Genomic DNA, 24,000 nt, shown 5'->3' with positions numbered 1-24,000 from the left:
CTGCGTTATATTTAAGTTGAGTTTGCGCAGTATTCTGATAAATTACTGTGATGTGGATCCGCTCTTGCCTTGGCAATCCGATTCAGATCATCCTTCGGCCTTGCGCTCAGAGCTTTCGCGCAAGGTCGTTTTGGGTTAAATCGGGAGTTGGACTTTAAAATATGTTGAAACAATTGAAAATAAAGCGAGGGATTTCCCATTGATACTTTAGGAAAAATAATAGGTCACAACAGTGCGAATGCTGGGGTTAAGATTGGCATTGTCGGACCCAAGGATATGGTGTCTAGGATCGTCAAAGTCATTAAAAACTTTCCTACGTTTGAACCCGTAGTCAGGTATTCAAAGAATGAATTGGAAACTCCAAATTTATCAGATGAACTAAAGAATGAAGTAGAAGTCCTGTTATTATGCGGTCCTGTTCCCTACCGAAAAGTTCTGGAAAAAGTGAAATCAGTCGTACCTGTTCATTATGTGCGATATAACGAAACAGGATTATATAAGGCTTTTTACAACATCCAAAAAAAGCTTGCGAAAGAAAATGTTAATTCGCATAGGGTTGGAAAAGCAATAAGTGTAGATACGGTAACTCCGATCATGGTAAAACGATTTTTGGAAGAAATCGATGAACAAGATTTGAAAATCATTTGCTATGATGAGGCCAGCAACCCGACAAGAGAACAACTATTGGAGTTCCATCAAGATTGTTTTAACAAAGGTTTAGCCTCGGGAGCGCTCACTGGAATCAATTCAATATCAGCTGAATTAAATGATAGAGGTATCCCCAATGAATGGATGGTCCCAACCACACAGGACATCGTTGTTGCTCTGGAGAGAGCGCTTCTATCGACGGATGCGAGGAAAAGTAAGGAATCCCAGATCGTTGTGGGTCTGATTAATGTGGATGGTTTTGGTAAAATCGTCGATCGCCATAATTCGGAGCATGAAATTCAAAAGCTGAAGCTCAATATTCACCGAATTTTGCTGGATTATGTGGATTCTTTACGAGGTCATCTTACGCATCTGGGAGGAGATGAATATTTATTTTTTACAACTAGGGGGATATTTGAACAAGAAACGGCTGGATACAAAAGAGTTCCTCTGGCATCAGAAATCTATAAATCCTATCAGTTAACGTTAAGTATCGGTGTTGGATTTGGCAGAACGGCCAATGAAGCGGGTTCGAATGCGAGATCGGCTTTGCGGAAATCCAAGGAGGCAAGCGGCAACTCTTGCTTTATTGTTAGGGAGGATAGAGGCATAGTGGGACCTTTGGAGATGGTGGATGCCCAGGTGAAAGATATGGAATTGGTGAATCCTGACTTCATTAAAAAAGCAGAGAACGCCAATATGACCTCTTCCTACTTAAGCAGGCTACTTGTAACCTATGCCCGTACTGGCAAGAAAGAGTATAACGTTCAAGAACTAGCTTTGCTGCTCAATATTACCGTTAGAAGTACCCATCGACTGCTGTTGGAATGGTCGGATACAGGTTTAGTCCGGACAAGCGGTATGGAGAAAATGCCAAAAGGCCGCCCACGGCAAATTTTCGAGTTTGCGTTCCTGGATGAAAGTATGAAGAGCTAAGGTGAGAAGGAAGGGATTCGTCCTATCCCTTTGCTTATATATAGACATTTTAAAGACTTGTCTTTTAATGTGTCGGCTCTTTAAAATAGGGATGTAGACTTGAAAATCGAGAGGAGAACGACATGAAAACAATCCATGACTTAGAAACAAAGCTAGCTCAGCCTTCGTCCGCTTTAATCAATGATATTGCTGCGCTCGATGGGGATATTCTGTTACTTGGTATCGGCGGAAAGATGGGACCTAGTTTGGCTAGGTTAGCCATGAACGCTATCAAAGAAGCCGGTGTAAATAAAAAGGTGATTGGCGCTTCGCGGTTCTCTTCTGAAGGTTTAATACAGGAGCTGGAAGCAGACGGTGTTGAAACGATTTCCGTTGACTTATTGAACGATCAACAGCTTCAGCAGCTGCCTGATGTGAAGAATGTGATTTATATGGCAGGAAATAAATTTGGCACGATGGGGAATGAACATTTTACTTGGGCAATGAATGCATACCTTCCTGGACGTGTTGCGGAAAAATATAAAAACTCTCGTATTGTCGCCTTTTCCACAGGGAATGTGTACCCATTCACACCAGTAGCTCATGGAGGAGCTACAGAAGAAACGGCGACAGGTCCGATCGGTGAATATGGCCAATCTTGTTTGGGCCGTGAGCGGATTTTTGAGCATTTTTCCCGTAAGTATAATACGCCATTGACCATTTTCAGACTGAATTATGCGGTGGATTTGCGCTATGGCGTGCTTTTGGAAATAGCTAAATCGGTTAAAGCAGGAAAACCAATCAACATCACCATGGGAAATGTGAACTGTATCTGGCAAGGGGATGCGAATGAAATGGCTATTCGTTCCTTGAATATAGCCAGTTCCCCACCTACATTCTTGAATGTATCCGGTCCTGAAACTTTATCGATGCGTTGGGCGGCAAATATGTTTGGCCAAAGATTTGGTGTGGAACCTATCTTTGTTGGAGAAGAATCACCAACGGCTTTATTGAGCAATTCCGCAAAAGCTCACCAACTGTTCGGTTATCCTCAGGTTTCTATGCAGCAAATGATTGAATGGACCGCTGAGTGGTGTTTGGCCGATGGTCATACTTGGAATAAACCAACCCATTTTCAAGAGAGGGAGGGGAAATATTAAAAATGAGCCTTATAAAACCACTTAGTGCGGAAAAAAACAAGGCGCTGCATGAGGGATTGGTCATTCCCGCACATCCGCTGGCTTTAAACGCTGCAAGAGAGCTGGATGAACGCAGGCAAAGAGCGCTGACACGTTATTACATGGCTTCGGGTGCGGGCGGCATCGCAGTTGCTGTGCATACGACACAGTTTGAGATCAGGGATAAGGAGCATAATTTTTTCGAAAAGGTGTTAAGATTAGCATCCGAAGAAGTAATGAATGCAAAGCTAACCAAGCCCTTCCTTCAAATAGCTGGTATCTGCGGTCCAACAGAACAAGCCGTTTACGAAGCGGAAACAGCAGTGGGTCTCGGATATGATCTCGGTTTAGTCAGCATGGGAGGACTTCAGAGTTGGACAGAGAAGGACTTACTAAAGCGAATTGCAAGAATCGCGGAGATCATTCCAGTTTTCGGCTTTTATCTGCAGCCTTCTGTCGGTGGAAGAGTATTAAGCTACGATTTCTGGAAAGAGTTTGCGAATATCTCTGGTGTGGCTGGTATCAAAATGGCGCCGTTTAACCGTTATCAAACGATCGATGTGGTGCGTGCCGTATGTAATTCTGAGCGGAGAGATGAAATCGCTTTGTATACAGGCAATGATGATAATATTGTGAATGATTTGCTGACCAATTACCATTTTGTCGTTAAAGGAAACAAGGTTGAGAAAAAAATTGTCGGCGGTTTGTTGGGTCATTGGTCCGTTTGGACACGAAAGGCTGTTGAACTTTTGGAGGCTATTAAACTTGTGAGAAACGATGAAAGTCTAAATTCCCACTGGTTAACGCGCAATATAGAAGTTACGGACTCCAATGCGGCATTTTTTGATACAGCGAATGGGTTTGCAGGCTGTATAGCCGGGATTCATGAGGTGCTTAGGAGACAAGGTCTTCTGGAAGGACGTTGGTGTTTAAATCCGGAAGAAGAGCTGTCTAACGGACAAATGGAGGAAATTGACCGTGTCTATCGGGATTATCCGAATTTGAACGACGATGAATTTGTTAAGAAGCATTTATCCGAATGGTTAGCAGATTGATTATGGAGGGGAGGATTTACAGATGATGCCTGGGAAACCGATTCGAATTGGTATTATTGGTCTCGATTCATCGCATGCTCCCGTTTTTACGCAATTACTAAATGATAAGAACCATGCTTATCATGTGCCTGGCGGGGAAGTGACGGTTGCTTTTCCAGGAGGTTCAGCCGACTTCGAAATGAGTTATTCGCGAGTTGCAGGGTTTACGGAGCAGGTTCGTGACAAGTATGGCGTGAAAATCGTCGAGACGCCTGAGGAAGTAGCTGATGGTTGCGATGCTATTCTGATGGTGTCGGTCGATGGGCGGGTTCATCTCGAGCTTTTTCGTCGCATCGCGGCTTATCGCAAACCGGTTTTCATCGATAAGCCAATGGCTCTTTCATCTTCCGATGCGAAAGCAATTGTGGAATTGGCGCAGTTGCATGGCATACCAATGATGAGCTGTTCTTCGCTTCGTTATGCCGAGGAATTGACGGAAGCGTTACTGAAATCTGAAAGCGGCAGCATTATCGGCATGGATTGTTATGGTCCGCTAGCTATGCAGCCTACACAGCCGGGGCTATACTGGTATGGCGTGCATACGGTTGAGATGCTTTTTAAAACGCTGGGTAAAGGTTGTGTGAAGGTTTCGGCTGTTAAAACTGATGAGCATGATCTCATTACCGGCGTCTGGGAAAATGGTATTATCGGTACAATTCGCGGTAATCGCAAAGGCAACTCAGAATTTGGCGCACTTCTGCATAGGGAAACCAAAACACAGTTTATCGATGTGTATCGACATCCAAAACCGTATTATGCCAGCTTAATGGAGAAAATTATGAGCATGTTTATAACAGGAACACCTGATATCGAGATGGAAGAGACAGTGCAGATCATGCGATTCTTGGAAGCGGCAAATGAAAGTCGTGAATCTGGTTTAGAGGTATATTTGTAGAATCGGGAAAGGATGAAACGGCCATGCAAAAAGCAGAATTAAGCGTAGCGGTGCTTGGTGCGGGTATTATAGCCAAAGAACATTTTAATGCTATCCGAGCAACGACAGGATTTGCAGCTTGCGCGGTTGTAGATATCAATCTCGATAAAGCGAATGAAATCGCCCAGCTCTTTGAAATAAAGGCTTATGGCGATTACCGGGAAATGATCAAACAGGAAAGACCGGACGTGGTGGTCATCGCATTGCCTCACTATTTGCATAAAGAGACAGCTGTGTTTGCAGCGGAACACGGATGTCATTTGATGCTAGAGAAACCTATGGCTTTGTCCGTATCGGAATGCGATGAGATCATCCAAGCTGGACGTAAAGCGGATATTCGCATTTTGGTCGGACATACTCAGCACTATATTGCTGAGAATATAGAGGCCAAAAGGATCATCCAAAGTGAAGAATTAGGAAAGCTCGTCATGATTCATGATGTCAGACATACGAATTACTTCCAAGACTCGCGTCCACAGTGGTTTCTCGAAAAAGAGAAATCAGGCGGTGGCATTCTCGCCAATTTGGGTACGCACTCTATCGATAAAATTCAGTGGCTGACAGATCGTACGGTTTGTAAATTAAGATCATCTGTGAGTTATCATGGAAGCAGGGGCAATGTAGAAGGTAGCGGCATGATTTATCTGGAACTTACGTCAGGGATTCCTGCGATGATTGTTCAATCGGGTTATTTAGGGGCATCCCGCAATGAAACGGAGATCATTTTTACGGGTGGTATGCTGAAACTAGTAACCGGTGAAAGCTTATGGATAAGTAGGGGCGGTCAGTATGAGAAGTTGGAAATATTAAACACGGCTGCTCCATTCGAATTGCAGTATTCCGACTTGCTCACGGCCATACGAGACCATTCAGAAACTAGCTGCTCTCCAGCGTATGCGCGAGGCGTCATAGCTGCACTGGAGGCTGTATACCGTTCTGCAGAAACAGGTTTGGAACAGTTTGTTGTTCAGGAAATCGGAGAATGAGAATTGGATAATGAAAGGGCAGGTCAAATGAACAGTTGACCTGCCCTTTCAGATTTATAATAGCATGAAAACTTGATAAAAAGGGTTGTTTTCAAGGTCTTCTCAGACTTGGGAAATAACCCCTTTTGTTTTCTGGAATTTGTAGACACTTTGTTGAATTGAATGTATATCTTTAAGGCCACACTGGACTTTATAATTTAGGATAGCACCAAATGAAAACGCTTTATTTATGGGCGGTTGACCCAATTTGATTGGAAAGGAAGGATTATTAATGAGTCGAATTAGAGGTTCGCAGTTTCTATCTGTTTTCCTGTCTTTTTTAATGGTGATTTCGGTATTTACGGTATTTCCTGGAAAGGTAAAAGCGGACTCGCTGCAGATTCTTCCTAACAGTGGATTCGAGCAGGTTTCCGGTGGAAAACCTCTTAACTGGTCCGTTATGAGCGGGACAGTGACATCTTCAACGTACACCGTACATAGCGCAGTATACAGCGTGCAGTTAACGGACAATAGCAGCACGGCATCTGTGGGTCTGCGCAGTCAGAAGATCTCGGTTACGCCTGGCAAAGATTATGAGGCTTCCGTGTATTCATATAATGTACAGGGCAGTTCGTCTCTTTATTTGGAGTTCTGGGATGCGAGTAACACGCTCATCCTTTTTCCGACGGCCACGAATAATACTTTAAATCAGTGGAAGCAGCTCGGTATCAGTCAAACGGCGCCGACAGGAGCTGTATATGCAAGCCTGAGAGTCTATTCAGGTCAAGCGAACATCGGAACCTCCTATTTTGACGATGCAGATTTCCAGGAGTTGGTGAAGGATCCGAACACGCCACTCAGGAACGGCGGAATGGAGAGTACGATGGATGGAATGCCCCGCTACTGGGATTCTATCTTCGGCGGTAATATTACGTCTTCTCTGGAGCGGAAGCGTTCGGGAGATCGCAGTGTAAAAATGGTGGATACGAGCGCAACCGCTGGCATCGGAGTCCGAAGTCAGAAAATGCCAGTTTCAGTAGGAGGGAAGTACGAAGCGGAGGTATTTGCCTATGATGAATCGGGTTCATCTACCATTTTTCTGGAGTTTTGGGATGCCAATAACACAAATTTAACGAACGTGATTGCGGGTAGCACTTCCCAGAATGAATGGAAGCCGATTCGTGCGGTCGGTGCTGCGCCTGTTGGAGCAGCTTACGCCACGATAAGATTGTATCTGGGGGCTACTAACATCGGTACGACTTATTTTGACGATGCCAAATTCGGTGAAGCCCCTCCAGACCCAAGTCCCTATTTGAATAACGGCAGATTCGAGCTGTTGGATAATGGCAAGCCAAGTGATTGGCGTGGGGTCGACGGCACTGTGGATGTATCCAGCGAGAAGGCCTACGACGGAGTCCGCAGCATTAAAATAACCAATACCGTGGATCAGTCGGCAGGACTGCGAAGTCATCTCATTCCCGTTTCACCCGGCGTTGAATATACGGCAAATGTGTTTGCATTCACGAACTCCGGGACCGCTGAGCTGAAGGTCGAATTATGGGATGCGGACAAGGTCTTCCTTTCATCGGTGTCCCAGTCAGGTTCGACTAGTAACACTTGGATGCCCATTACGCTTAAGAGTGTTTTCCCGGCTGAGACCGCCTATATTAGCTTGCGATTAGGTACCTCGCCGCCAGCAGGAGGAATCGTTTATTTCGATAACGCGACATTCATTAGGTCAGGTGAATTGATGAATCGTAAAACGAGGACGACGCTATACAGCCAGGAAAAGGTCGCGGCCGCCCGACAAAATATACAGCAGCTGCAATGGGCGAAGAACTTGAAGGATGCGGCGGTTACAAACGCGGATAAATATCTGGTTAAAGGATTGGACTTCTTATGGAATGCGGTTCCCAGTCAAAAGCTTCCTCGCAGCTATGCCGTTAATCAGTCGTTAGGAAGTCCGATAACCGGGAAGGAAATCGATAAATACGGGAATTATCCTTATCGTATCGATCCATTAAACGACCCATGGAAAATTGTGGATCCTTCAAGCGGGTACAAGTTTCCAACGAACGACTTCGGAGCTTATTACCGCAGCGGTTTGGATGAACATGGCCTCTTCCAACCGGAGCTTGCGGACCGAAGTCTGCTTGTAAACACGCTCTATCCTGAAAAGGGACCCACTTGGGGAGTTGATGATGGCTTTGGCTGGGTAAATGAGCAAGGAATACGCTATACATTCATCGCTTACTATGTCCACTGGTCATGGTATGGGGGAGATTCTCTGATTCAGCGTTCGCTGAATGCATTCCGCGATGCTTATTTATATACGGGGGACATCAAGTATGGCCGTGCCGGTTCGATATTACTAGATCGGGTGGCGGATGTTTATCCGGAAATGGATATAAGCAAGTTTGACAGAGCGGTGTTTCTAAATTCATCGGGCAAATCTGTCGGCAATGGTAAAGTATTAGGCGGCATTTGGGAAACTGAATTAGTGAAGTCGTTTATTAGTGCCTATGATGCTTTATTCCCGGCACTCGACGACCCGGAAACCGTTCAATTTCTGAGTGCGAAGTCGACGCAATTTCGAATGGTAAATACGAAAAATTCCGGAGCAAACATTCGGCGGAATATCGAAGACGGTATCATTAAGCAAGTATTTCCGGCAGTAAAAAAGACACAAATACTTGGCAATGACGGCATGCATCAAAGTGCTCTGGCCATGGCTGCTGTTATCTACGATACGATGCCTGAAACGAAAGAGTGGCTGGATTTCATTTTTCAGACAGGAGGAGTTCTTGCCAATCCGACTCGCTTAACAGGTGGAAATATTCTAAATTCACTTGTTTCGGACGTCGACCGAGATGGGAATGGGAATGAAAGCTCACCCGGTTACAATGCTTTGTGGCTGGTAAATCATCGGTTGACGGCCGATATTTTGGAGGGCTACGATTTGTACCCGCAGGCCGATCTGTACAATAACGTGAAGTTTAGAAAAATGTTTTCCGCTATGAGTACGCTCATTTTGAGTGAAAAATTTACAGCAAATATCGGGGATACGGGTCGAACCGGAAATCCATTTATCATTGAGCGAATGACGGATTCCGTCAAAGCGTTTGAAAAGTTCGGCGATCCGATTTATGCGCAGCTAACCTATTTTCTGAATAACAATACGACCGATGGGATTCATAAGGACGTATTTTCCACCAATCCTAATGCGATCGCAAGTCAAATTCAAGAGGTAATTAACGTCAAAGGTCCACTGAATATGGAAAGTGTAAATTCGAGTGGATATGGATTTGCTGCGCTGCGGGACGGTGATAACCCGAAAGTTGATTATGGAACGAGGATTGGCTTTAGCGGCATGAACGTGTCTGCACAAAGTGTACCGACGAAGTTTGTTGATGCTTCCAGTTCCATCCAGCTTGCGGCAGCCCAGAGCGGGGAGACGGCAACTTTTGAATTTAATGTTCCAGCTACAGACGAATATGAGTTGGATGTACTCCCCGTAAAAGCGCAGTCTAATGGCATTTATCGAATTTCCATCGATGGGCAACCCGTTAAAGAGTTGGATTTTTACGGGACGGATACGAATGCATACGAGATCATCAGCCAGATGAACCTTACGCAAGGACTGCATACCATTTCCTTCGAGGGTATCGGGAAGCACCCGTCATCCAGCGCCTTTAATCTGGACGTCCGAGTTTTGAATCTTCTAAATGCACAGGCGCGTGCTCAGCGGGATGCCCGCTTGGACGCGAATAACACGCTTCGGGATGAATGGATGTTCTATGGACGCAACGTAAGCCACGGTCATGCGGACACGTTAAACGTTGGATTTCACGCGTTTGGTCTCGATTTGTCGCCAGATTTGGGCTACCCCGAATTTGCTGACAGCGTCGATATGCATCGAGCGCAGTGGGTCGTTAATACAATCAGCCATAACACAGTAATTGTGGATAAGCGAAAACAGAACACGAATCTATGGGCTGCGGAAGCTAAGCATTTTGACGATACGGACTTGGTGAAGCTCATTGATGTGGAAGCCCCTAAGGTATATCCGCAGACGACGTTGTATAAGCGGACTACGGCCATGATCAAGGCAGATGATAAGAACTCCTATACGATAGATCTGTTTCGGGTAAAGGGAGGTAATGATCATTATTTTAGCTTCCATGGAGCAGAAGGGACGGTTGCGACGGAAGGGTTGAACTTGGTTCCGCAAGCAACGGGGACGTATGCGGGAGCGGACGTACCTTACGGGCAAAGAGTCGATGATATCGCAGGGGTCGGCTATATGGGCAGCGGGTTTCACTATTTGAAAAATGTGGAACGTGATGGGTCTCCTGCGGACAAATTCAGTGTCGACTGGAATGTGAAAGATACTTGGAATATGTACGGTCAAGGCAGCGGGGCAGCAACAGACGTTCACCTAAGATTGACGATGTTAGGCAGTGTTAATGATGTAGCGTTGGCCGACGGAGTGCCGCCGCAGAATAAGATTGGCAATCCGAAAGATCTCCGGTATTTGGTCGCTCACCGCAGCGGCACTAGCATCGATAGTTTATTTACTTCGATCATTGAGCCGTATAAGGGAGAACGCTTTATTAGCTCCATCACGCCATTGATCGTTAAGCTGAACGGACAGACCGTGGATGACAGCGGGGTTCGAGCAGTAAGTGTAAAATTGAAAAACGGCAGAACCGATTATGTGGTTAGCAGCTTGGATACAAGCAAAGCTTACACGGTTGAACTGCCTGATACCGCATACTCTTTGGAGTTTAAAGGCTTTTTCGGCGTATATTCGGTGCAGGAGGATGGAAGTGCGAGCACCTATTTGCACGACGGCTCGTATATCGGAAAGAACAGTGAAGTCCGGCAGGATCGAGTTGGAGCTGTTACCGGGACAGTCGTTGACTTTACGAAGGATTTGTCACCTAATAACGAGATTATTATCGAAGCGTCCGGGCTTTTCGGCACCCCTGCCGATTTGATCGGAAAGAGCATCACCATTCAAAACGACGGTGTCCGTTATGCGTCTTACCGCATCAAAAATGTATCCGTCATGGAAGGATCTCGCTTGAAGCTCGACATTGGGGATATTACGCTTGTCCGGTCCTATAAAGATTCGAATGATTTCAACAAAGGATTTATCTATGATATTGCAAGCGGTGCATCATTTAGGATCCCGCTGACGTACAGATCAAGTCAAGTTGCGCAACCACCAGCAGATGCAATCATTTCTGCAGATATCACGGCACCGACCAACACTGATGTCACTGTAACGATTAGCTATCCGGCTGATGCAGCGGTGAGAGAATACAAAGTAGGTGCTAGCGGCATATGGACAGCGTACACATCGCCAGTAGTCGTTTCCGAAAATGGCATGATCTTTGCAAGAGGAACAGATGCGGTAGGCCATGCGTCGAATGTTACCAGCTACACAGTGAATAACATTGATAAAATAGCTCCGAGTACAACAGCCAGTTTGAGCCCGGCACAACCGGACGGACCAAATGGTGCTTATACGGGGCCGGTTACAGTAAGTTTAAGTGCAGTGGATGTTGATTCAAGTGTGATGAAAACAGAATACAGTCTGGATAATGGGACTACATTTCAGCTATATACATCACCTGTTACGTTGGATAAGAAAGGTCAATATACCTTGATCTATAAGTCAACGGATCAAGCGGGGAATGTTGAGTCTGCGCATAATCTTAGTTTTTCGCTTGCCGCAACTGCAGTAAAGGTGGAGTTAAAAGACAGTAATGGCAATCCGCTCAGCGGCGGAATAGTGAAATACTACGATGGAGGATGGAAGGATTTTGGTGTGACAGACGCTAGCGGCAGAGTAAGTAAATCCATAGCAGACAAAAGCTACACCTTCGGCATTACGTACGAGGGAACCTATAAGGAGAAGGTGCAAAATACCGGAACTGATGCGGTTGTTGTATTCCAGACGGTAAAAGTCAAGGTGCAACTGAAAGACAGTCAAGGAAATCTAATGGACAGCGGCAGCGTGAAATACTATGCGGGAGGCTGGCTGACGTTTGGTAGTACGACTGGCGGAGAGATCAGCAAGGAGCTATTGACTGGTTCTTATACCTTCGGCATGACCAACGAGGGAGCGTATAAGGAAAAGGTACAGAATATCGGAACTGATCCAATAGTCATATTCCAGACAGTCAAGGTCAAAGTACAATTGAAAGACAGCCAAGGAAATCTGATGGACAGCGGCAGTGTGAAGTACTATGCGGGAGGCTGGCTGATATTTGGTAGTACGACTGGCGGAGAGATCAGCAAGGAGCTATTGCCTGGTTCTTATACCTTCGGCATGACTAACGAGGGAGCGTATAAGGAGAAAGTACAGGATATAGGAACAGACGCAGTGGTCGTATTTCAAACGATAAAGGTCAAAGTACAATTGAAAGACAGCCAAGGAAATCTGATGGACAGCGGAAGCGTGAAATACTATGCGGGAGGCTGGCGGACGATTGGCAACACATCGGCTGGGGAGATCAGCAAGGAGTTATTGCCTGGTTCTTATACCTTCGGAATGACCTTTGGGGGAACGTACAAAGAAATTGTAAATAACATAACAACAAACCCAACGGTAGTATTCCAAATGTAAAAGGACGTCCCGCTAACAGGTACATCCTAAATCAATCAAAGTTTTGGTGGAGAAGCGCGCAATAGTGGCGGCTTCTCTTTTTTATTTCGAATAACGTACAATAATTACATTGAATATACATGCATATTTATGTATAATTATTCATTATCGAATGGAGGGAATTATGAATGCCACTTATCGTAAGAGACGCAGAACCTGATGATGAAATAAACTTGACCGAATTAATGTATGAATACATCGTTGGATTTTATCAGAAACCTAGGCCAGCCGATGGGAAAATACATAAGTTGATTCAAACCCTTTTAGAGAAACAAGTAGGAATACAGTTTGTCGCAGAACAAGATGGAAAGTTAATCGGCTTTGCTACCTTATACTTCGCATTTAGTACGATGAAAGCAGACAAAATTACCATCATGAACGACCTTTATGTCATTGAGCCATATAGAGGAACAGAAGTGGAATCAGAACTGTTTTTAGAATGTCAAGGTTATTCAAAGGATCAAGGATATGCGTATATGTCTTGGATAACGGCTCCTGATAATATACGAGCTCAACAGTTCTTTGACAAAATGGGTGGGGTTCAAGGGGAGTGGGTTAACTATTCCATCGTCTGAGTAATCTGGCCGCTGATCCGCTCGAACTAGGCGGAGGGGCTTATTTTGCATTTACTGTGGGAAAATGAGGGCGCCCTCGAACAAATAGGCGCGGAAACCGCGCTTTCAGCGAGAGTTACGCGAGCCGAAGCTTGCCGTCAGAGCCTGAGAAGCCGAAAATCGACTTCTCAGCAGTCAGTCCGGTGCGCCTACGGTTTTAGCCGAACGAGACGAACGAAAAGTAAAATAGCCCCTCAATGCGTAATTGTTAAATTTTGTGTGATATGCTATCATTGAATAAAATTATTATCAAACGGTTGTGAAGCACACACCGCTTTTCTGTACAGCGTAAGCTGTCTGGAGGAGCGGATTATTTATTTTCTGGAGGTGGTATTTAATAATAGCGACTTAAAGAGGGTCATGGACATGCGGAGAAGTTTTTTCTTGAGCAGATTTGGTGGGCGCGTTTGGACATTTTCAAGACTTGCATCCAGAATATGAAATCAAAGATTTTCGCGACGGTACGCGTTTTTTGGATTTCGCCTTCCTTCGCCACTCTCTCAGACTAGCGATTGAAATTGATGGCTTTGGTCCCCATTTCACTGATATTAGTCGCTCTCAATTCTCCGACCAATTAATCAGACAAAACCACCTCATTATAGATGGTTGGAAGATTTTTCGGTTCTCTTAGGATGACGTAAAAAACCGACCTCGCATGTGTGAACAATTAATCCAGCAATGTATTGGCAGACACTTTGGAGATGTATTTAACCATGAAATAGAGCTGAATTATTTAGGAAAAAGAAATCATCCGTTTTGCCCATGCATTAGGAAGAGCAATCAAACCTGCCGATGTTCAAAAACAATTTCAGTTCCGACAAAGAAAAGCACAAGAAACTCTTAAAGGGATGTATCAGAAATCACTCCTTGAACCAGCAGGGAAAGGCCATGCTCGTGTTCGATGCTATAGAGTAGCACAGCACGTTCTTTCGAGTTGGGAAGATTTTGGGGGGCTGAGAAGCAGAGTTCCGGCCTTCAGATTCTACTGATGGGCTTCAGCTCGTAGCTTGTTAATCTACGAATCCGTACTAATTCTGATTCGGCTTACACTTTTCACTGGTTTACTTTTTCCCCCCCAAAAACAATTTTTTTACTTAAAATTCCTTCACATGGGGAATAATACCTTTATCTCAAAAAGGGTTATTTCACAGGGGGTTATTAGGATGAAAAAATTACTCGCAACAACAGCAGTTACGGCAGTTCTCCTGACTTCAATAGGCTGTAGTACGACTAAACCAAACGCAACACCGTCTGCATCTTCACCGAGTAAAGCCGAAATTACGATCGGCACAGAAGGTACTTATGCACCTTTCACTTTTCATGATAAGGCTGGCAAGCTTACAGGTTTTGATGTTGAGACAGCAGAAGAGGTATGTAAACGGATTGGCATGACGCCGCGTTTTGTTGAAACCAAGTGGGATGGCATGATTGCAGGACTCGATGCGAAGCGGTATGACATGGTAGCCAACGAAGTAGCTGTTCGCCCTGATCGTTTGGAGAAGTACGACATGTCTACGCCTTATATTGTTTCTCGCGCTGTTCTTGTGGTGCATGCCAATAATACGAATATCAAGACGTTGGATGACCTTAAAGGCAAGAAGGTTGGACAATCCCTCGATAGTAATTATCGGAAAATAGCGGAAGAACACGGTGCGGTAAATACAGTTGTGGAGGGTTTTAATCAAGCGATCGATCTTCTGACTTCGGGCAGGATCGATGCGACGCTTAACGATAGTTTGTCCTATTTGGATTTGAAAAAGCAGCGTCCCGAGCTGCCGATCAAAACGGTGTATGAGGAGCCATCCGCGACCAGTAACGCCTTTTTATTCCGCAAAGGAAGCACAGATTTAGTCAGTAAAGTTAATAAAGCTTTGGCAGACATGAAATCGGACGGTACATTGGTTCAAATTTCGCAAAAATGGTTCAATGCAGACGTAACGAAGTAAGGACCTAACCTAATGACAAATGAACGTCTAGAGCGAATTATAGGGATCCTGTCCGATTCCTTCTTTCCTATTATAAAGGCGGGGCTTACGTACACAGTTCCGCTTACTTTAATCACATTTGCACTTGGACTTAGCTTAGCTTTCATCACGGCGCTTGCTCGATTATCGGATTTTGCCATTCTACGTACGATAGCGAGATTCTATGTTTGGGTTTTCCGCGGCACGCCATTGCTTGTCCAGTTGTTTATTTTATTTTATGGTTTTCCGAGTTTGGGAATAACGCTGGATCCTTTTCCGACAGCTATTATCGGATTCACGTTAAATAAAGGAGCCTACAGCTCCGAAATTATTCGCGCCGCGATATTGTCGATTCCCAAAGGCCAAAGTGAGGCCGCTTATTCGATCAATATGACGAAATGGCAGGCGATGAGGCGCATCATTTTACCCCAGGCTGTGCGAGTCGCTATTCCTCCATTAGGAAATTCTTTCATAAGTTTAATCAAAGACACTTCTTTAGCCGCCACGATTACGGTTACGGAAATGTTTCAGAAAGGGCAGCAGATTGCAGCTGTTACTTATGAGCCATTATGGCTTTATATCGAGGTAGCCTTCGTTTATTTAGTTTTCAGTACCGTTCTTTCCTATTTCCAATCCAAGCTTGAAATCCACTATGAACGAAACATTGCCAAGTAAAGGGGGGGCCAGCATGATTCGAATGGAAGGTATACATAAACATTTTCATGACCTCCACGTCTTGAACCATATTGATTTGGATGTTGAAAAAGGGAGCACGACCGTTGTCATCGGACCTTCTGGTTCCGGCAAAACGACCCTATTAAGATGTCTGAAATTATTGGACTTTCCAGATCAGGGGACCCTCTCGATAGCCAAAGCGACGATGACATTCTCAGGTGAAGTCAAATTGAATAAGACGGACATCCGTTCCATCCGTAAACACACGGGTATGGTGTTCCAGAACTATAACTTATTTCCCCATCTAACCGTCTTGCAAAATATTATGGAAGGCCCTGTTATTGTCCTTAAAGAATCCTCGAAAACTGCTAAGGATAAGGCTTTATCCATCTTAGCTAAGGTTGGACTTAGTGATCGTGCCGATCATTATCCTCATCAATTGTCTGGCGGACAACAACAACGGGTAGGGATTGCTCGGGCCATGGCGATGAATCCTGAGGTACTATTATTCGATGAACCAACGTCCGCGCTTGACCCGGAATTGGTAGGCGAAGTGCTAAAGGTGATGAAGGACCTAGCTTTTGAAGGCATGACGATGGTCATTGTGACACATGAGATGGGCTTTGCCAAAGAAGTAGCGGACCAAGTTGTCTTTATGGACCAAGGCGCGATTGTGGAAAGAGGAACACCAGCCGACATTTTTGATGCTTCAACGAATGAACGGACCTTGCAATTTTTGAGAAAAGTGAATCGGAAATCAGATTAAAATTAATAGGTGAAGATAGTCTTTAAAAGAAAGTATGGAAGGAAAATGAAGTTTTCTGTCGAATGCTATATTCCAGTCAACTTAGAGACAGTTATAAGGTTGTTGTGAGTATAGAGGAGTCGTTTGTATGATAAATCCTGCGAATAAATTACTTGATGTTAAGACACTCCTAAGCATGATGGATAATATGGAAGACTCGGTTTACATCATGAGTGTTGATGGATCGGATATAAAATACTATTATGTAAATCGCGCTGCTACGAACTTTAGCGGAATTACAATGGATGCTGTTGGACTAACATTTTTTGATGCAAACTCGAGCCAGATGGCGAATTACTTACATAAGAAATATACGAGAGTGGTTACAGAAAGACGAACCATTAAGTACGAGGATGGCGTTGTGCTGCCCAATGGTATGTTAAGCGGAGAAAGTATACTTACACCTATTTTTAATAAAAGCGGTGACATGGAGTTCATCGTTACTGTCACTCGTGATATTACCGAGCGCAAACAACACGAAAATTTGCTTTATCATTACGCCTATCATGACGATCTTAGCAAGCTATATAATCGAAGATTCCTGCTTGAGCATGTGCATAATCCAGCAATCATTTATCTACTTGATCTGGACTATTTCAAAAACATTAATGATATTTTCGGACATGATGTAGGTGATACCGTACTCGTGGAGGTCGCTAATCGTCTTGTTGAGAAATTTGGTACGGAGTATACACTTGTACGATTAGGCGGGGATGAATTTGTCGTTGTAGCAATGGGGGAATCTGGATCAGCAGAGGAGACTGCCGACCAAATTAATCAACTTTTTGCGGCTCCCTTTACAGTAAATGATCATCCATTGAAGTTAAGTGTAAGTATTGGTGTGGCTCAAAGTGTGAATAATGAAACCGTCCAAACCCTGTTAAAACAAGCGGACATTGCCTTGTATAAGGCCAAAGGGGCGGGTAGAAAAAGATATCATATTTACGAAGCTTCATCTAAATACGACCACGTTGAGAATTTCATTCATGAGATTGCTCTCTCAAGCGCGGTTGAGAAAGAAGAATTGCATTTGCTTTATCAGCTTATTTACAATCCGGTTCGGGAGGAATTCATTGGAGCTGAGGCTCTGCTAAGATGGAACTCTGCCGAAATGGGAATGATTCAGCCGAATGACTTTATTCCGGTCGCTGAAGAAACTGGTTTGATTATTCCGATTGGATACTGGGTTATCCGGCAAGCTTGTAAGGATTGGCATCTTTTAAAAGCGGTATACGGTCCTCAATTTAAAATTTCGGTCAACATTTCGAGGATTCAATTAAACGAACATCTTTTCGTTGATCAAATGCTTCAAATATTGAAAGAAGAGCATGTGGACCCGCGTAGGATAGAGTTGGAAATAACAGAAAGCCAAACGATTCATTCGATGGAAGATGTCCAACAAACGTTGCGAAAATTGCGTGCTGAAGGCTTTACTATTGCCTTAGATGATTTTGGAACCGGCTATTCCTCGTTAAGCATGTTAACCTTGCTGCCGATAGATAAGTTGAAGATTGACAGGTCTTTCATTTGCGAAATGAATGTCTCTCTGATTTCAGCCATTTTAGCTATGGCCCATGCACTGAACCTGCAAGTAATCGCAGAAGGCATCGAGACATATGAACAATATAGGATGTTAAAGGAAATGAATTGTTGGGGAGTACAAGGTTATTATATCAACAAGCCAGCCCAACTTGCCTCATTACCCAAAGAGGTGGTTGCTACAAAGAGATGAGAGGTCAACGTCCAGTGTACGCGCTGGTGATGTTGATCTTTTTTGCTTTAAAAGAGGAATATGATACAATTTTTTAGCAAGATTAGCCTGTTGGAGGTAGTCAATGAAAGCACTAATTTTTGAGCAGTTTGGTGGGCCAGAGGTTCTGCAATATGTAAACATTCCTGAGCCCAGCTTAGAACTAGGCCATATCCTAGTGAGAACGGAAGCCATCGGCTTAAATTTCGCCGACATATATAGGAGACGAGGCAACTATCATTTGGCTGGGCAACCACCTTTCATTCTAGGGTATGAGGGCGCCGGCATTGTCGAACGAGTAGCTTCGAATGTGGACCAAATCAAGGTCGGAGACCGAGTTGCCTTCGTGGATGTTCCTTTTGCCAATGCCGAATTGGTTGCTGTGCCAATAGATCGTGCTATACCTTTGCCTGTGGCTATCACGTTCGAACACGCCGCGGGTATATTGCTTCAGGGAATGACGGCGCATTATTTGGTGAATGACAGCTATCGCGTTCAATCCGGCGACGAAATCGTCGTACATGCTGCAGCAGGTGGCGTTGGACAGATTTTGACACAGCTGTGTAAAAGTAAAGGGGCACGAGTCATCGGTTTGACCTCTTCGGAAGCCAAAAGGGAAATAGCCTTAAAAGCCGGTGCAGATGAAGTTCTAAGTTACGACAGCGATTGGGTAAATGGGGTCAAGATTTGGTCCAGTGACAGTCACGGCGTAAATGCCGTTTACGATTCAGTAGGATCCACGTTAATGGATAGTTTCGCTGCTGCCAAAACGAAGGGAGCAGTCATTTTCTATGGCATGGCTGGAGGCGATCCACCTTCTATTGACCCAAGAATGCTCATGGACACCTCAAAAACGCTGACGGGAGGAGACCTGTGGAACCATGTGACCACCTTGCAGAATAGAATCGAGCGTTCAAACGAACTTTTTGATGCGCTGCGGCGAGGGACTATTCAAATAGAGAGCCTTACATGCTTTCCTTTGAGGGAGGGCGCGGAAGCTCACAGACTCTTAGAGAGCAGGAAAAGCACAGGTAAAATCTTGTTAATCCCTTAACAGGGAATAGGCGGCAGAATACGGTATCTAACGTATTCTGCCGCCTTTTTGGGTTAATTTAAACCCTGAATATGAACAGCAATAATATACCCAAGCCTACATAAAGAAAGCCCATATACAATCCTTGTTAGATCATGTATCTTGTAAAAATTGACACATCGCATCGTACAAGGAAATGAGGAAATGCTCTTGTTAACAGCTATGAATAGGCTAACCGCTATTAAACTTCCTTTTTGGGTCATGTTTATGAATACATTCAGCATGGCGGTCGGATTTTATATGATGATTCCTCTGCTTGCTTCGTATTTACTGAATGATCTACTGCTAACCGTCACGATGGTTGGGGTCATATCAGCTATCCGCAGCTTCAGTCAACAAGGGTTGTCTGTTTTCTGCGGCACATTGGCCGACAGGCTTGGGTATAAGCGTACGATTTTGATAGGTTTGTTTATTCGTACGTTCGGTTTCGGATTATTCGGATTCGTTGATCATATTCCGGGTTTAATCATAGCATGCTTCTTCTCGGGTTTAGGCGCAGCATTATTTCAACCAGCTAGTTATGCCTATTACGCAGCGCTTTCTACACCGGAAAACCGGATTACGGTATACTCGATACGTGAAATGTTAAGTAATTTGGGATTTGTGGTGGGGCCGATACTAGGCGCGTTTTTTATGGGTTTTCGTTTTCAATATGTGAGTATAACGGCCACGCTGATTTTTGTATTTTCGTTCATGTTAAGTCTTTTCTTTTTACCGCAGATTAAATCTGAACAAACAAAAGCCAAATACGTAGGTATTTTGCCACAGATGAAAAAAGTGCTGCAGAACCGCAGTTTTATACGATTCATGGTGTTTACTATGATATCCTGGTCGCTTGTAGCACAGCTATACATTGCCGTTCCATTTCGAGTGAATCAGATTGCTGCAGGAGCCAATATCGGGTTCATTTATAGCTGCGGAGCCATTGTGATGGTACTATTGCAGGTTCCTTTTTCTAAATTAAGTCAGACTAAGATGCAGCCCTTTGGCGTGCTGTCACTAGGTACGTTACTTATTTCGGCGGGGCTGTTTACAATTGGGATGTCGGGCTCGATGTTGGGGATTTATGCGGGGGTCATTTCATTAATGCTCGGGCAAGTGTTTTGGCAGCCAATGATGAATACAATGGTGTCTGAATTCGCTGGGACAGGAAGTATAGCCAGTTATTTTGGTTTTAACAGTTTTGCTTTATCCATCGGCGCTATGATTGGGAATGTTGGCGGGGGTTATTTGTACGACTTGGGGAGCATGCTCGGTTGGGGCGCTCTTCCTTGGTTCAGCTTCTTCATTGTTGGACTTGCTAATATTTGCTTTATGCTCATAGAACTGAGATCTCATTCTAAATGAAAGCCTTTTTTTGACCATATAATCCATGGATATGCTCATCCTATGCATTCTACCTCAGCAAAAATCATGCTATCCTGATTGCATATGACACGAAGGAGGCAAGTATTTACAATGAGCCTAAACAAAATGAAAATTGGTGTAATCGGTGCAGGATCGATATCCGATATGCACTTTGAGTCCTATGTGAAGCAAGCAGACGCAGAATTGGTCGCCGTATGTGATTTGAATCGTCAAAGAGCGGAGGATAAAGCCGCCAAATATAATGTGGAGCATATTTACACGGATTATCGGGAACTCCTGGCCAATCCAGAAGTGGATGCTGTAAGTATTTGTACATGGAATAATACACATGCCGAGATTAGTATTGCAGCTTTGCGTGCTGGCAAGCATGTTTTAGTAGAGAAACCGCTTTGTAAAACCGTAGAAGAGGCTGAGCGTATTCAAGACGCTGTTCGTGAAACAGGGAAAATTTTGCAGGTTGGTTTTGTACGGAGATATGATACCAATGCTCAGCTCGTTAAGCGCTTTATCGATAATGGCGATTTGGGAGAATTGTACTATGCCAAAGCTTCGTGTCTTCGTCGATTAGGTAATCCAGGAGGCTGGTTTGCTGACTCGGAACGATCCGGCGGAGGACCTTTAATCGATATTGGTGTTCATGTAATTGACTTATGCTGGTACTTAATGGGGAGACCGAAACCTGTATCGGTCAGTGGTCATACGTATAACAAGCTGGGAAATCGGGCGAATGTGCGCAATCTTTCCTTTTACAAAGCCGCTGATTATAATGTTGATTTGAATACCGTTGAAGATATGGCCAATGCCTTAATTCGGTTCGAAAATGGGGCTTCCCTTATGGTTGATGTTAGCTTTACCCTTCATGCCAAAAAGGATGAGATCGCGGTCAAGCTGTACGGAGATAAAGGCGGAGTGGAATTGGAGCCTGAACTTGTCCTCGTCACGGAAATGCTGGATACCATTTTGAATGTAGCGCCACAGACAGATAGCAAATCGATTAACATAACAGAAGCTTTTAATCAGGAGATCAGTCACTTCTTATCCTGTTGTAGAACTGGGAATTCACCGATTAGTCCAGTTGAAGATGGACTTACCATGATGAAGATTCTTTGTGGTATTTATGAATCAGCTGCCAAAGGTCAGGAAATCAGATTATAACTATCTAGGATCAGAAAAGGAGGAACGGATATGAAACTTGGCGTTAGTACGTATAGTTTATTTCAAGCTCTGAAGGCTGGAGAAATGGACATTTTTGGTGCTATTGATTGGATTGCTGACCAGGGTGGCGAACATGTTGAGATTGTACCCCTTGGCTTTGATTTACCTGGGAATTTGGAGCTTGCAGATGAGATTCGCCTTAAAGCACAGTCGCGTGGCATCGAAATATCTAATTATGCGATTGGAGCAAACTTTCTAACGGATTCTCAAGAGGCCTATGAACAGGAAATTAAACGGGTCAAAGGGGAAGTTGATCTCGCTGCAAGGCTTGGTGTACAAAGAATGCGCCATGATGTCGCATCAAGTGAGGATCGTTCTATTGCGAACTTTAACAAAGAACTTGAGCGTATGGCGGAGGCCTGTCGGCAAATTGCTGATTATGCTTCGCAATATGGCATCATAACGAGCGTCGAGAATCACGGATACTTTGTGCAGCATAGTGACCGCGTTCAAACGTTAATTCAAGCCGTCGATCGTCCCAATTTCCGCACAACGCTTGATGTGGGCAATTTTATGTGCGTAGATGAAGATTCCGTTGCAGCGGTAAAAAATAATCTGCCCTTCGCATCGATGGTCCATGTGAAAGATTTTTACCTTCGTCCTTCGTACCAAAATCCAGGCAAGGGTTGGTTCCAGACCTTACAAGGCAATCATTTGCGCGGCGCTATTGTGGGCCATGGTGATATTGATATGAAAGAAGTACTGCGCGTTATTAAAAGCTCCGGCTATGACGGATTCATTTCCTTGGAATTTGAAGGCATGGAGGAATGCAAAATGGGTACGATGATTGGGTTGCAAAATATTAGAAGGCTATGGGAAGATGTGGAATAGGTAATAAAATTCAGCGATACGAAAGGTGTGTTAATGCAATATGGGGAATCCGATTGGCATTATGGTTGACAGTCTGCGACTAGGCTTGCGTGATGGTTTGAAGAAAGCCAAAGAGCTCGGCGCAGACGGGGTACAAATATATGCAGTCTCAGGCGAGATGGACCCGGCGAACTTATCACCTCAAGCGCGCAAAGAACTGAAAGCATACATCGAGTCATTGGGGCTTAGCATCTCTGCTTTGTGTGGGGATTTGGGCGGTCATGGCTTCCAAGATCAGTCCGTGAATGCCGACAAAATAGAGAAATCAAAGCGTATTCTCGACCTTGCGGTTGAGCTGGGAACCAAAGTCGTAACCACTCACATCGGTGTCGTACCTGATCAGGCCAATGGCCCTATCTATGAAACGATGCTGCATGCGTGTGAGGAATTAGGCGTGTATGCAAGCAGCTTAGGCGCTTACTTTGCCGTAGAAACCGGTCCAGAAACAGCTGCACACTTGAAAAGCTTTCTAGATTCGTTGTCCACTAAAGGTGTTTCCGTTAACTTTGATCCAGCGAATATGGTGATGGTGACTGGTGATGATCCTGTTCAAGGGGTTATCACGTTGAAAGATTATATTGTCCACACGCATGTGAAGGACGGTGTCCGACTGCGTCAGGCTGACCCTCGTGAAGTCTACGGTTCACTGGGTTATCAACCGATGAGTCACGAGCTTATCGCCGAGGCAGCGACATCAGGACCCTATTATCGAGAGCTCGCACTAGGTGAAGGTCATGTCGATTTCGGTCGATACTTTCAAGCGCTTCGTGACATTGGTTACACGGGCTATTTGACCATTGAGCGTGAAGTTGGGGAGAAGCCTGAAGTAGATATTGCCAATGCGATTGCGTTTATTAAGAAATATCAATAATACATCAGGAAAGTATCGGTAAGCAACGGCGAATCATCAGTGAATTATCAGAAAATCAACGGTGAATCATCAGTGAATTATCAGAAAATCATCTGTAACTCATAGGACTGACAAGAACTTCGCAATTTTGCGGGTTCTTTTTTTATCTGTGCATGGACGCGCAGGATGGTCTGCTGAGAAGTCGATATTCGGCTTCTCAGACTCTGTCGACGAGCTTCTGCTCACAATTATCGCGCTTATTTGTTCTTTTAGGAGGACGGTAGGAGACGTGTTGCTTCGGGTTTGACCGAGATAAGAGGCGGGAGTATGCAGGCTGAGAAGCTGTTTTCCGGGCTTACAGCAATAAAGAGAGATGAGTATTGGTA

16 protein-coding genes are annotated in these 24,000 nt (G+C 44.5%); all 16 read left to right on the top strand.

Annotation, left to right across the window (positions count from 1 at the left end; all coding sequences use genetic code 11):
- Positions 1–276 precede the first annotated feature (276 nt).
- Positions 277–1,584, top strand: coding sequence for a GTP cyclohydrolase IIa (locus ASD40_RS28810; protein ID WP_156390226.1), 1,308 nt, complete (start codon positions 277–279; stop codon positions 1,582–1,584).
- 122 nt (positions 1,585–1,706) lie between these two features.
- Entirely contained in the window at positions 1,707–2,723 is a 1,017-nt protein-coding gene (locus tag ASD40_RS28805) for an NAD-dependent epimerase/dehydratase family protein (RefSeq protein ID WP_057306573.1), read from the top strand.
- A gap of 2 nt (positions 2,724–2,725) precedes the next feature.
- Complete coding sequence (locus ASD40_RS28800) at positions 2,726–3,796, top strand: dihydrodipicolinate synthase family protein (RefSeq protein WP_057306572.1); 1,071 nt, start codon at positions 2,726–2,728, stop codon at positions 3,794–3,796.
- 22 nt (positions 3,797–3,818) lie between these two features.
- On the top strand, positions 3,819–4,730 hold the full coding sequence (locus tag ASD40_RS28795) for a Gfo/Idh/MocA family protein (protein ID WP_321166617.1): 912 nt from the start codon (positions 3,819–3,821) through the stop codon (positions 4,728–4,730).
- Positions 4,731–4,753: 23 nt separating this feature from the next.
- The gene (locus tag ASD40_RS28790) at positions 4,754–5,755 is read left to right on the top strand and encodes a Gfo/Idh/MocA family protein (RefSeq protein ID WP_057306571.1); all 1,002 of its coding nucleotides are present in this window, start codon (positions 4,754–4,756) and stop codon (positions 5,753–5,755) included.
- 271 nt (positions 5,756–6,026) lie between these two features.
- Positions 6,027–12,371 carry an OmpL47-type beta-barrel domain-containing protein gene (locus ASD40_RS28785; RefSeq protein WP_057306570.1) on the top strand — a complete coding sequence of 2,115 codons (6,345 nt, stop codon included), beginning with the start codon at positions 6,027–6,029 and terminating at the stop codon, positions 12,369–12,371.
- A gap of 167 nt (positions 12,372–12,538) precedes the next feature.
- On the top strand, positions 12,539–12,985 hold the full coding sequence (locus tag ASD40_RS28780; RefSeq protein ID WP_057306569.1) for a GNAT family N-acetyltransferase: 447 nt from the start codon (positions 12,539–12,541) through the stop codon (positions 12,983–12,985).
- A 1,202-nt stretch (positions 12,986–14,187) separates the two neighbouring features.
- On the top strand, positions 14,188–14,970 hold the full coding sequence (locus tag ASD40_RS28775; protein ID WP_057306568.1) for an amino acid ABC transporter substrate-binding protein: 783 nt from the start codon (positions 14,188–14,190) through the stop codon (positions 14,968–14,970).
- 12 nt (positions 14,971–14,982) lie between these two features.
- Entirely contained in the window at positions 14,983–15,663 is a 681-nt protein-coding gene (locus ASD40_RS28770) for an amino acid ABC transporter permease (RefSeq protein WP_057306567.1), read from the top strand.
- Between the two features lie 13 nt (positions 15,664–15,676).
- Positions 15,677–16,429 carry an amino acid ABC transporter ATP-binding protein gene (locus tag ASD40_RS28765; RefSeq protein WP_057306566.1) on the top strand — a complete coding sequence of 251 codons (753 nt, stop codon included), beginning with the start codon at positions 15,677–15,679 and terminating at the stop codon, positions 16,427–16,429.
- 127 nt (positions 16,430–16,556) lie between these two features.
- Positions 16,557–18,200, top strand: a complete 1,644-nt coding sequence (locus ASD40_RS28760; protein WP_057306565.1) for a putative bifunctional diguanylate cyclase/phosphodiesterase — start codon at positions 16,557–16,559, stop codon at positions 18,198–18,200.
- A 103-nt stretch (positions 18,201–18,303) separates the two neighbouring features.
- Complete coding sequence (locus ASD40_RS28755; protein WP_057306564.1) at positions 18,304–19,272, top strand: quinone oxidoreductase family protein; 969 nt, start codon at positions 18,304–18,306, stop codon at positions 19,270–19,272.
- Between the two features lie 183 nt (positions 19,273–19,455).
- The gene (locus ASD40_RS28750) at positions 19,456–20,658 is read left to right on the top strand and encodes an MDR family MFS transporter (RefSeq protein WP_057306563.1); all 1,203 of its coding nucleotides are present in this window, start codon (positions 19,456–19,458) and stop codon (positions 20,656–20,658) included.
- 111 nt (positions 20,659–20,769) lie between these two features.
- Positions 20,770–21,834: a Gfo/Idh/MocA family protein gene (locus tag ASD40_RS28745; protein ID WP_057306562.1), complete on the top strand. Its 1,065-nt coding sequence runs from the start codon at positions 20,770–20,772 to the stop codon at positions 21,832–21,834.
- Between the two features lie 30 nt (positions 21,835–21,864).
- Positions 21,865–22,725, top strand: coding sequence for a sugar phosphate isomerase/epimerase family protein (locus ASD40_RS28740; RefSeq protein WP_057306561.1), 861 nt, complete (start codon positions 21,865–21,867; stop codon positions 22,723–22,725).
- Positions 22,726–22,765: 40 nt separating this feature from the next.
- Positions 22,766–23,635: a sugar phosphate isomerase/epimerase family protein gene (locus tag ASD40_RS28735; protein ID WP_057306560.1), complete on the top strand. Its 870-nt coding sequence runs from the start codon at positions 22,766–22,768 to the stop codon at positions 23,633–23,635.
- Positions 23,636–24,000: the final 365 nt, after the last annotated feature.

Origin of the sequence: Paenibacillus sp. Root444D2 (assembly GCF_001426375.1) — a bacterium.
Lineage (GTDB): Bacteria > Bacillota > Bacilli > Paenibacillales > NBRC-103111 > Paenibacillus_E.
The sequence above is the reverse complement of the archived record's forward strand: the minus strand, read 5'-3'. Positions and strand labels throughout refer to the sequence as shown.

Bases quoted from the DNA above. Each gene is read 5' to 3' on its own strand.
- ASD40_RS28810 (WP_156390226.1), top strand. From the start codon at position 277: ATGGTGTCTAGGATCGTCAAAGTCATTAAAAACTTTCCTACGTTTGAA.
- ASD40_RS28765 (WP_057306566.1), top strand. From the start codon at position 15,677: ATGATTCGAATGGAAGGTATACATAAACATTTTCATGACCTCCACGTC.
- ASD40_RS28790 (WP_057306571.1), top strand. From the start codon at position 4,754: ATGCAAAAAGCAGAATTAAGCGTAGCGGTGCTTGGTGCGGGTATTATA.
- ASD40_RS28745 (WP_057306562.1), top strand. From the start codon at position 20,770: ATGAGCCTAAACAAAATGAAAATTGGTGTAATCGGTGCAGGATCGATA.
- ASD40_RS28750 (WP_057306563.1), top strand. From the start codon at position 19,456: ATGCTCTTGTTAACAGCTATGAATAGGCTAACCGCTATTAAACTTCCT.
- ASD40_RS28755 (WP_057306564.1), top strand. From the start codon at position 18,304: ATGAAAGCACTAATTTTTGAGCAGTTTGGTGGGCCAGAGGTTCTGCAA.
- ASD40_RS28770 (WP_057306567.1), top strand. From the start codon at position 14,983: ATGACAAATGAACGTCTAGAGCGAATTATAGGGATCCTGTCCGATTCC.
- ASD40_RS28740 (WP_057306561.1), top strand. From the start codon at position 21,865: ATGAAACTTGGCGTTAGTACGTATAGTTTATTTCAAGCTCTGAAGGCT.
- ASD40_RS28735 (WP_057306560.1), top strand. From the start codon at position 22,766: ATGGGGAATCCGATTGGCATTATGGTTGACAGTCTGCGACTAGGCTTG.
- ASD40_RS28800 (WP_057306572.1), top strand. From the start codon at position 2,726: ATGAGCCTTATAAAACCACTTAGTGCGGAAAAAAACAAGGCGCTGCAT.
- ASD40_RS28795 (WP_321166617.1), top strand. From the start codon at position 3,819: ATGATGCCTGGGAAACCGATTCGAATTGGTATTATTGGTCTCGATTCA.
- ASD40_RS28760 (WP_057306565.1), top strand. From the start codon at position 16,557: ATGATAAATCCTGCGAATAAATTACTTGATGTTAAGACACTCCTAAGC.
- ASD40_RS28775 (WP_057306568.1), top strand. From the start codon at position 14,188: ATGAAAAAATTACTCGCAACAACAGCAGTTACGGCAGTTCTCCTGACT.
- ASD40_RS28805 (WP_057306573.1), top strand. From the start codon at position 1,707: ATGAAAACAATCCATGACTTAGAAACAAAGCTAGCTCAGCCTTCGTCC.
- ASD40_RS28785 (WP_057306570.1), top strand. From the start codon at position 6,027: ATGAGTCGAATTAGAGGTTCGCAGTTTCTATCTGTTTTCCTGTCTTTT.
- ASD40_RS28780 (WP_057306569.1), top strand. From the start codon at position 12,539: ATGCCACTTATCGTAAGAGACGCAGAACCTGATGATGAAATAAACTTG.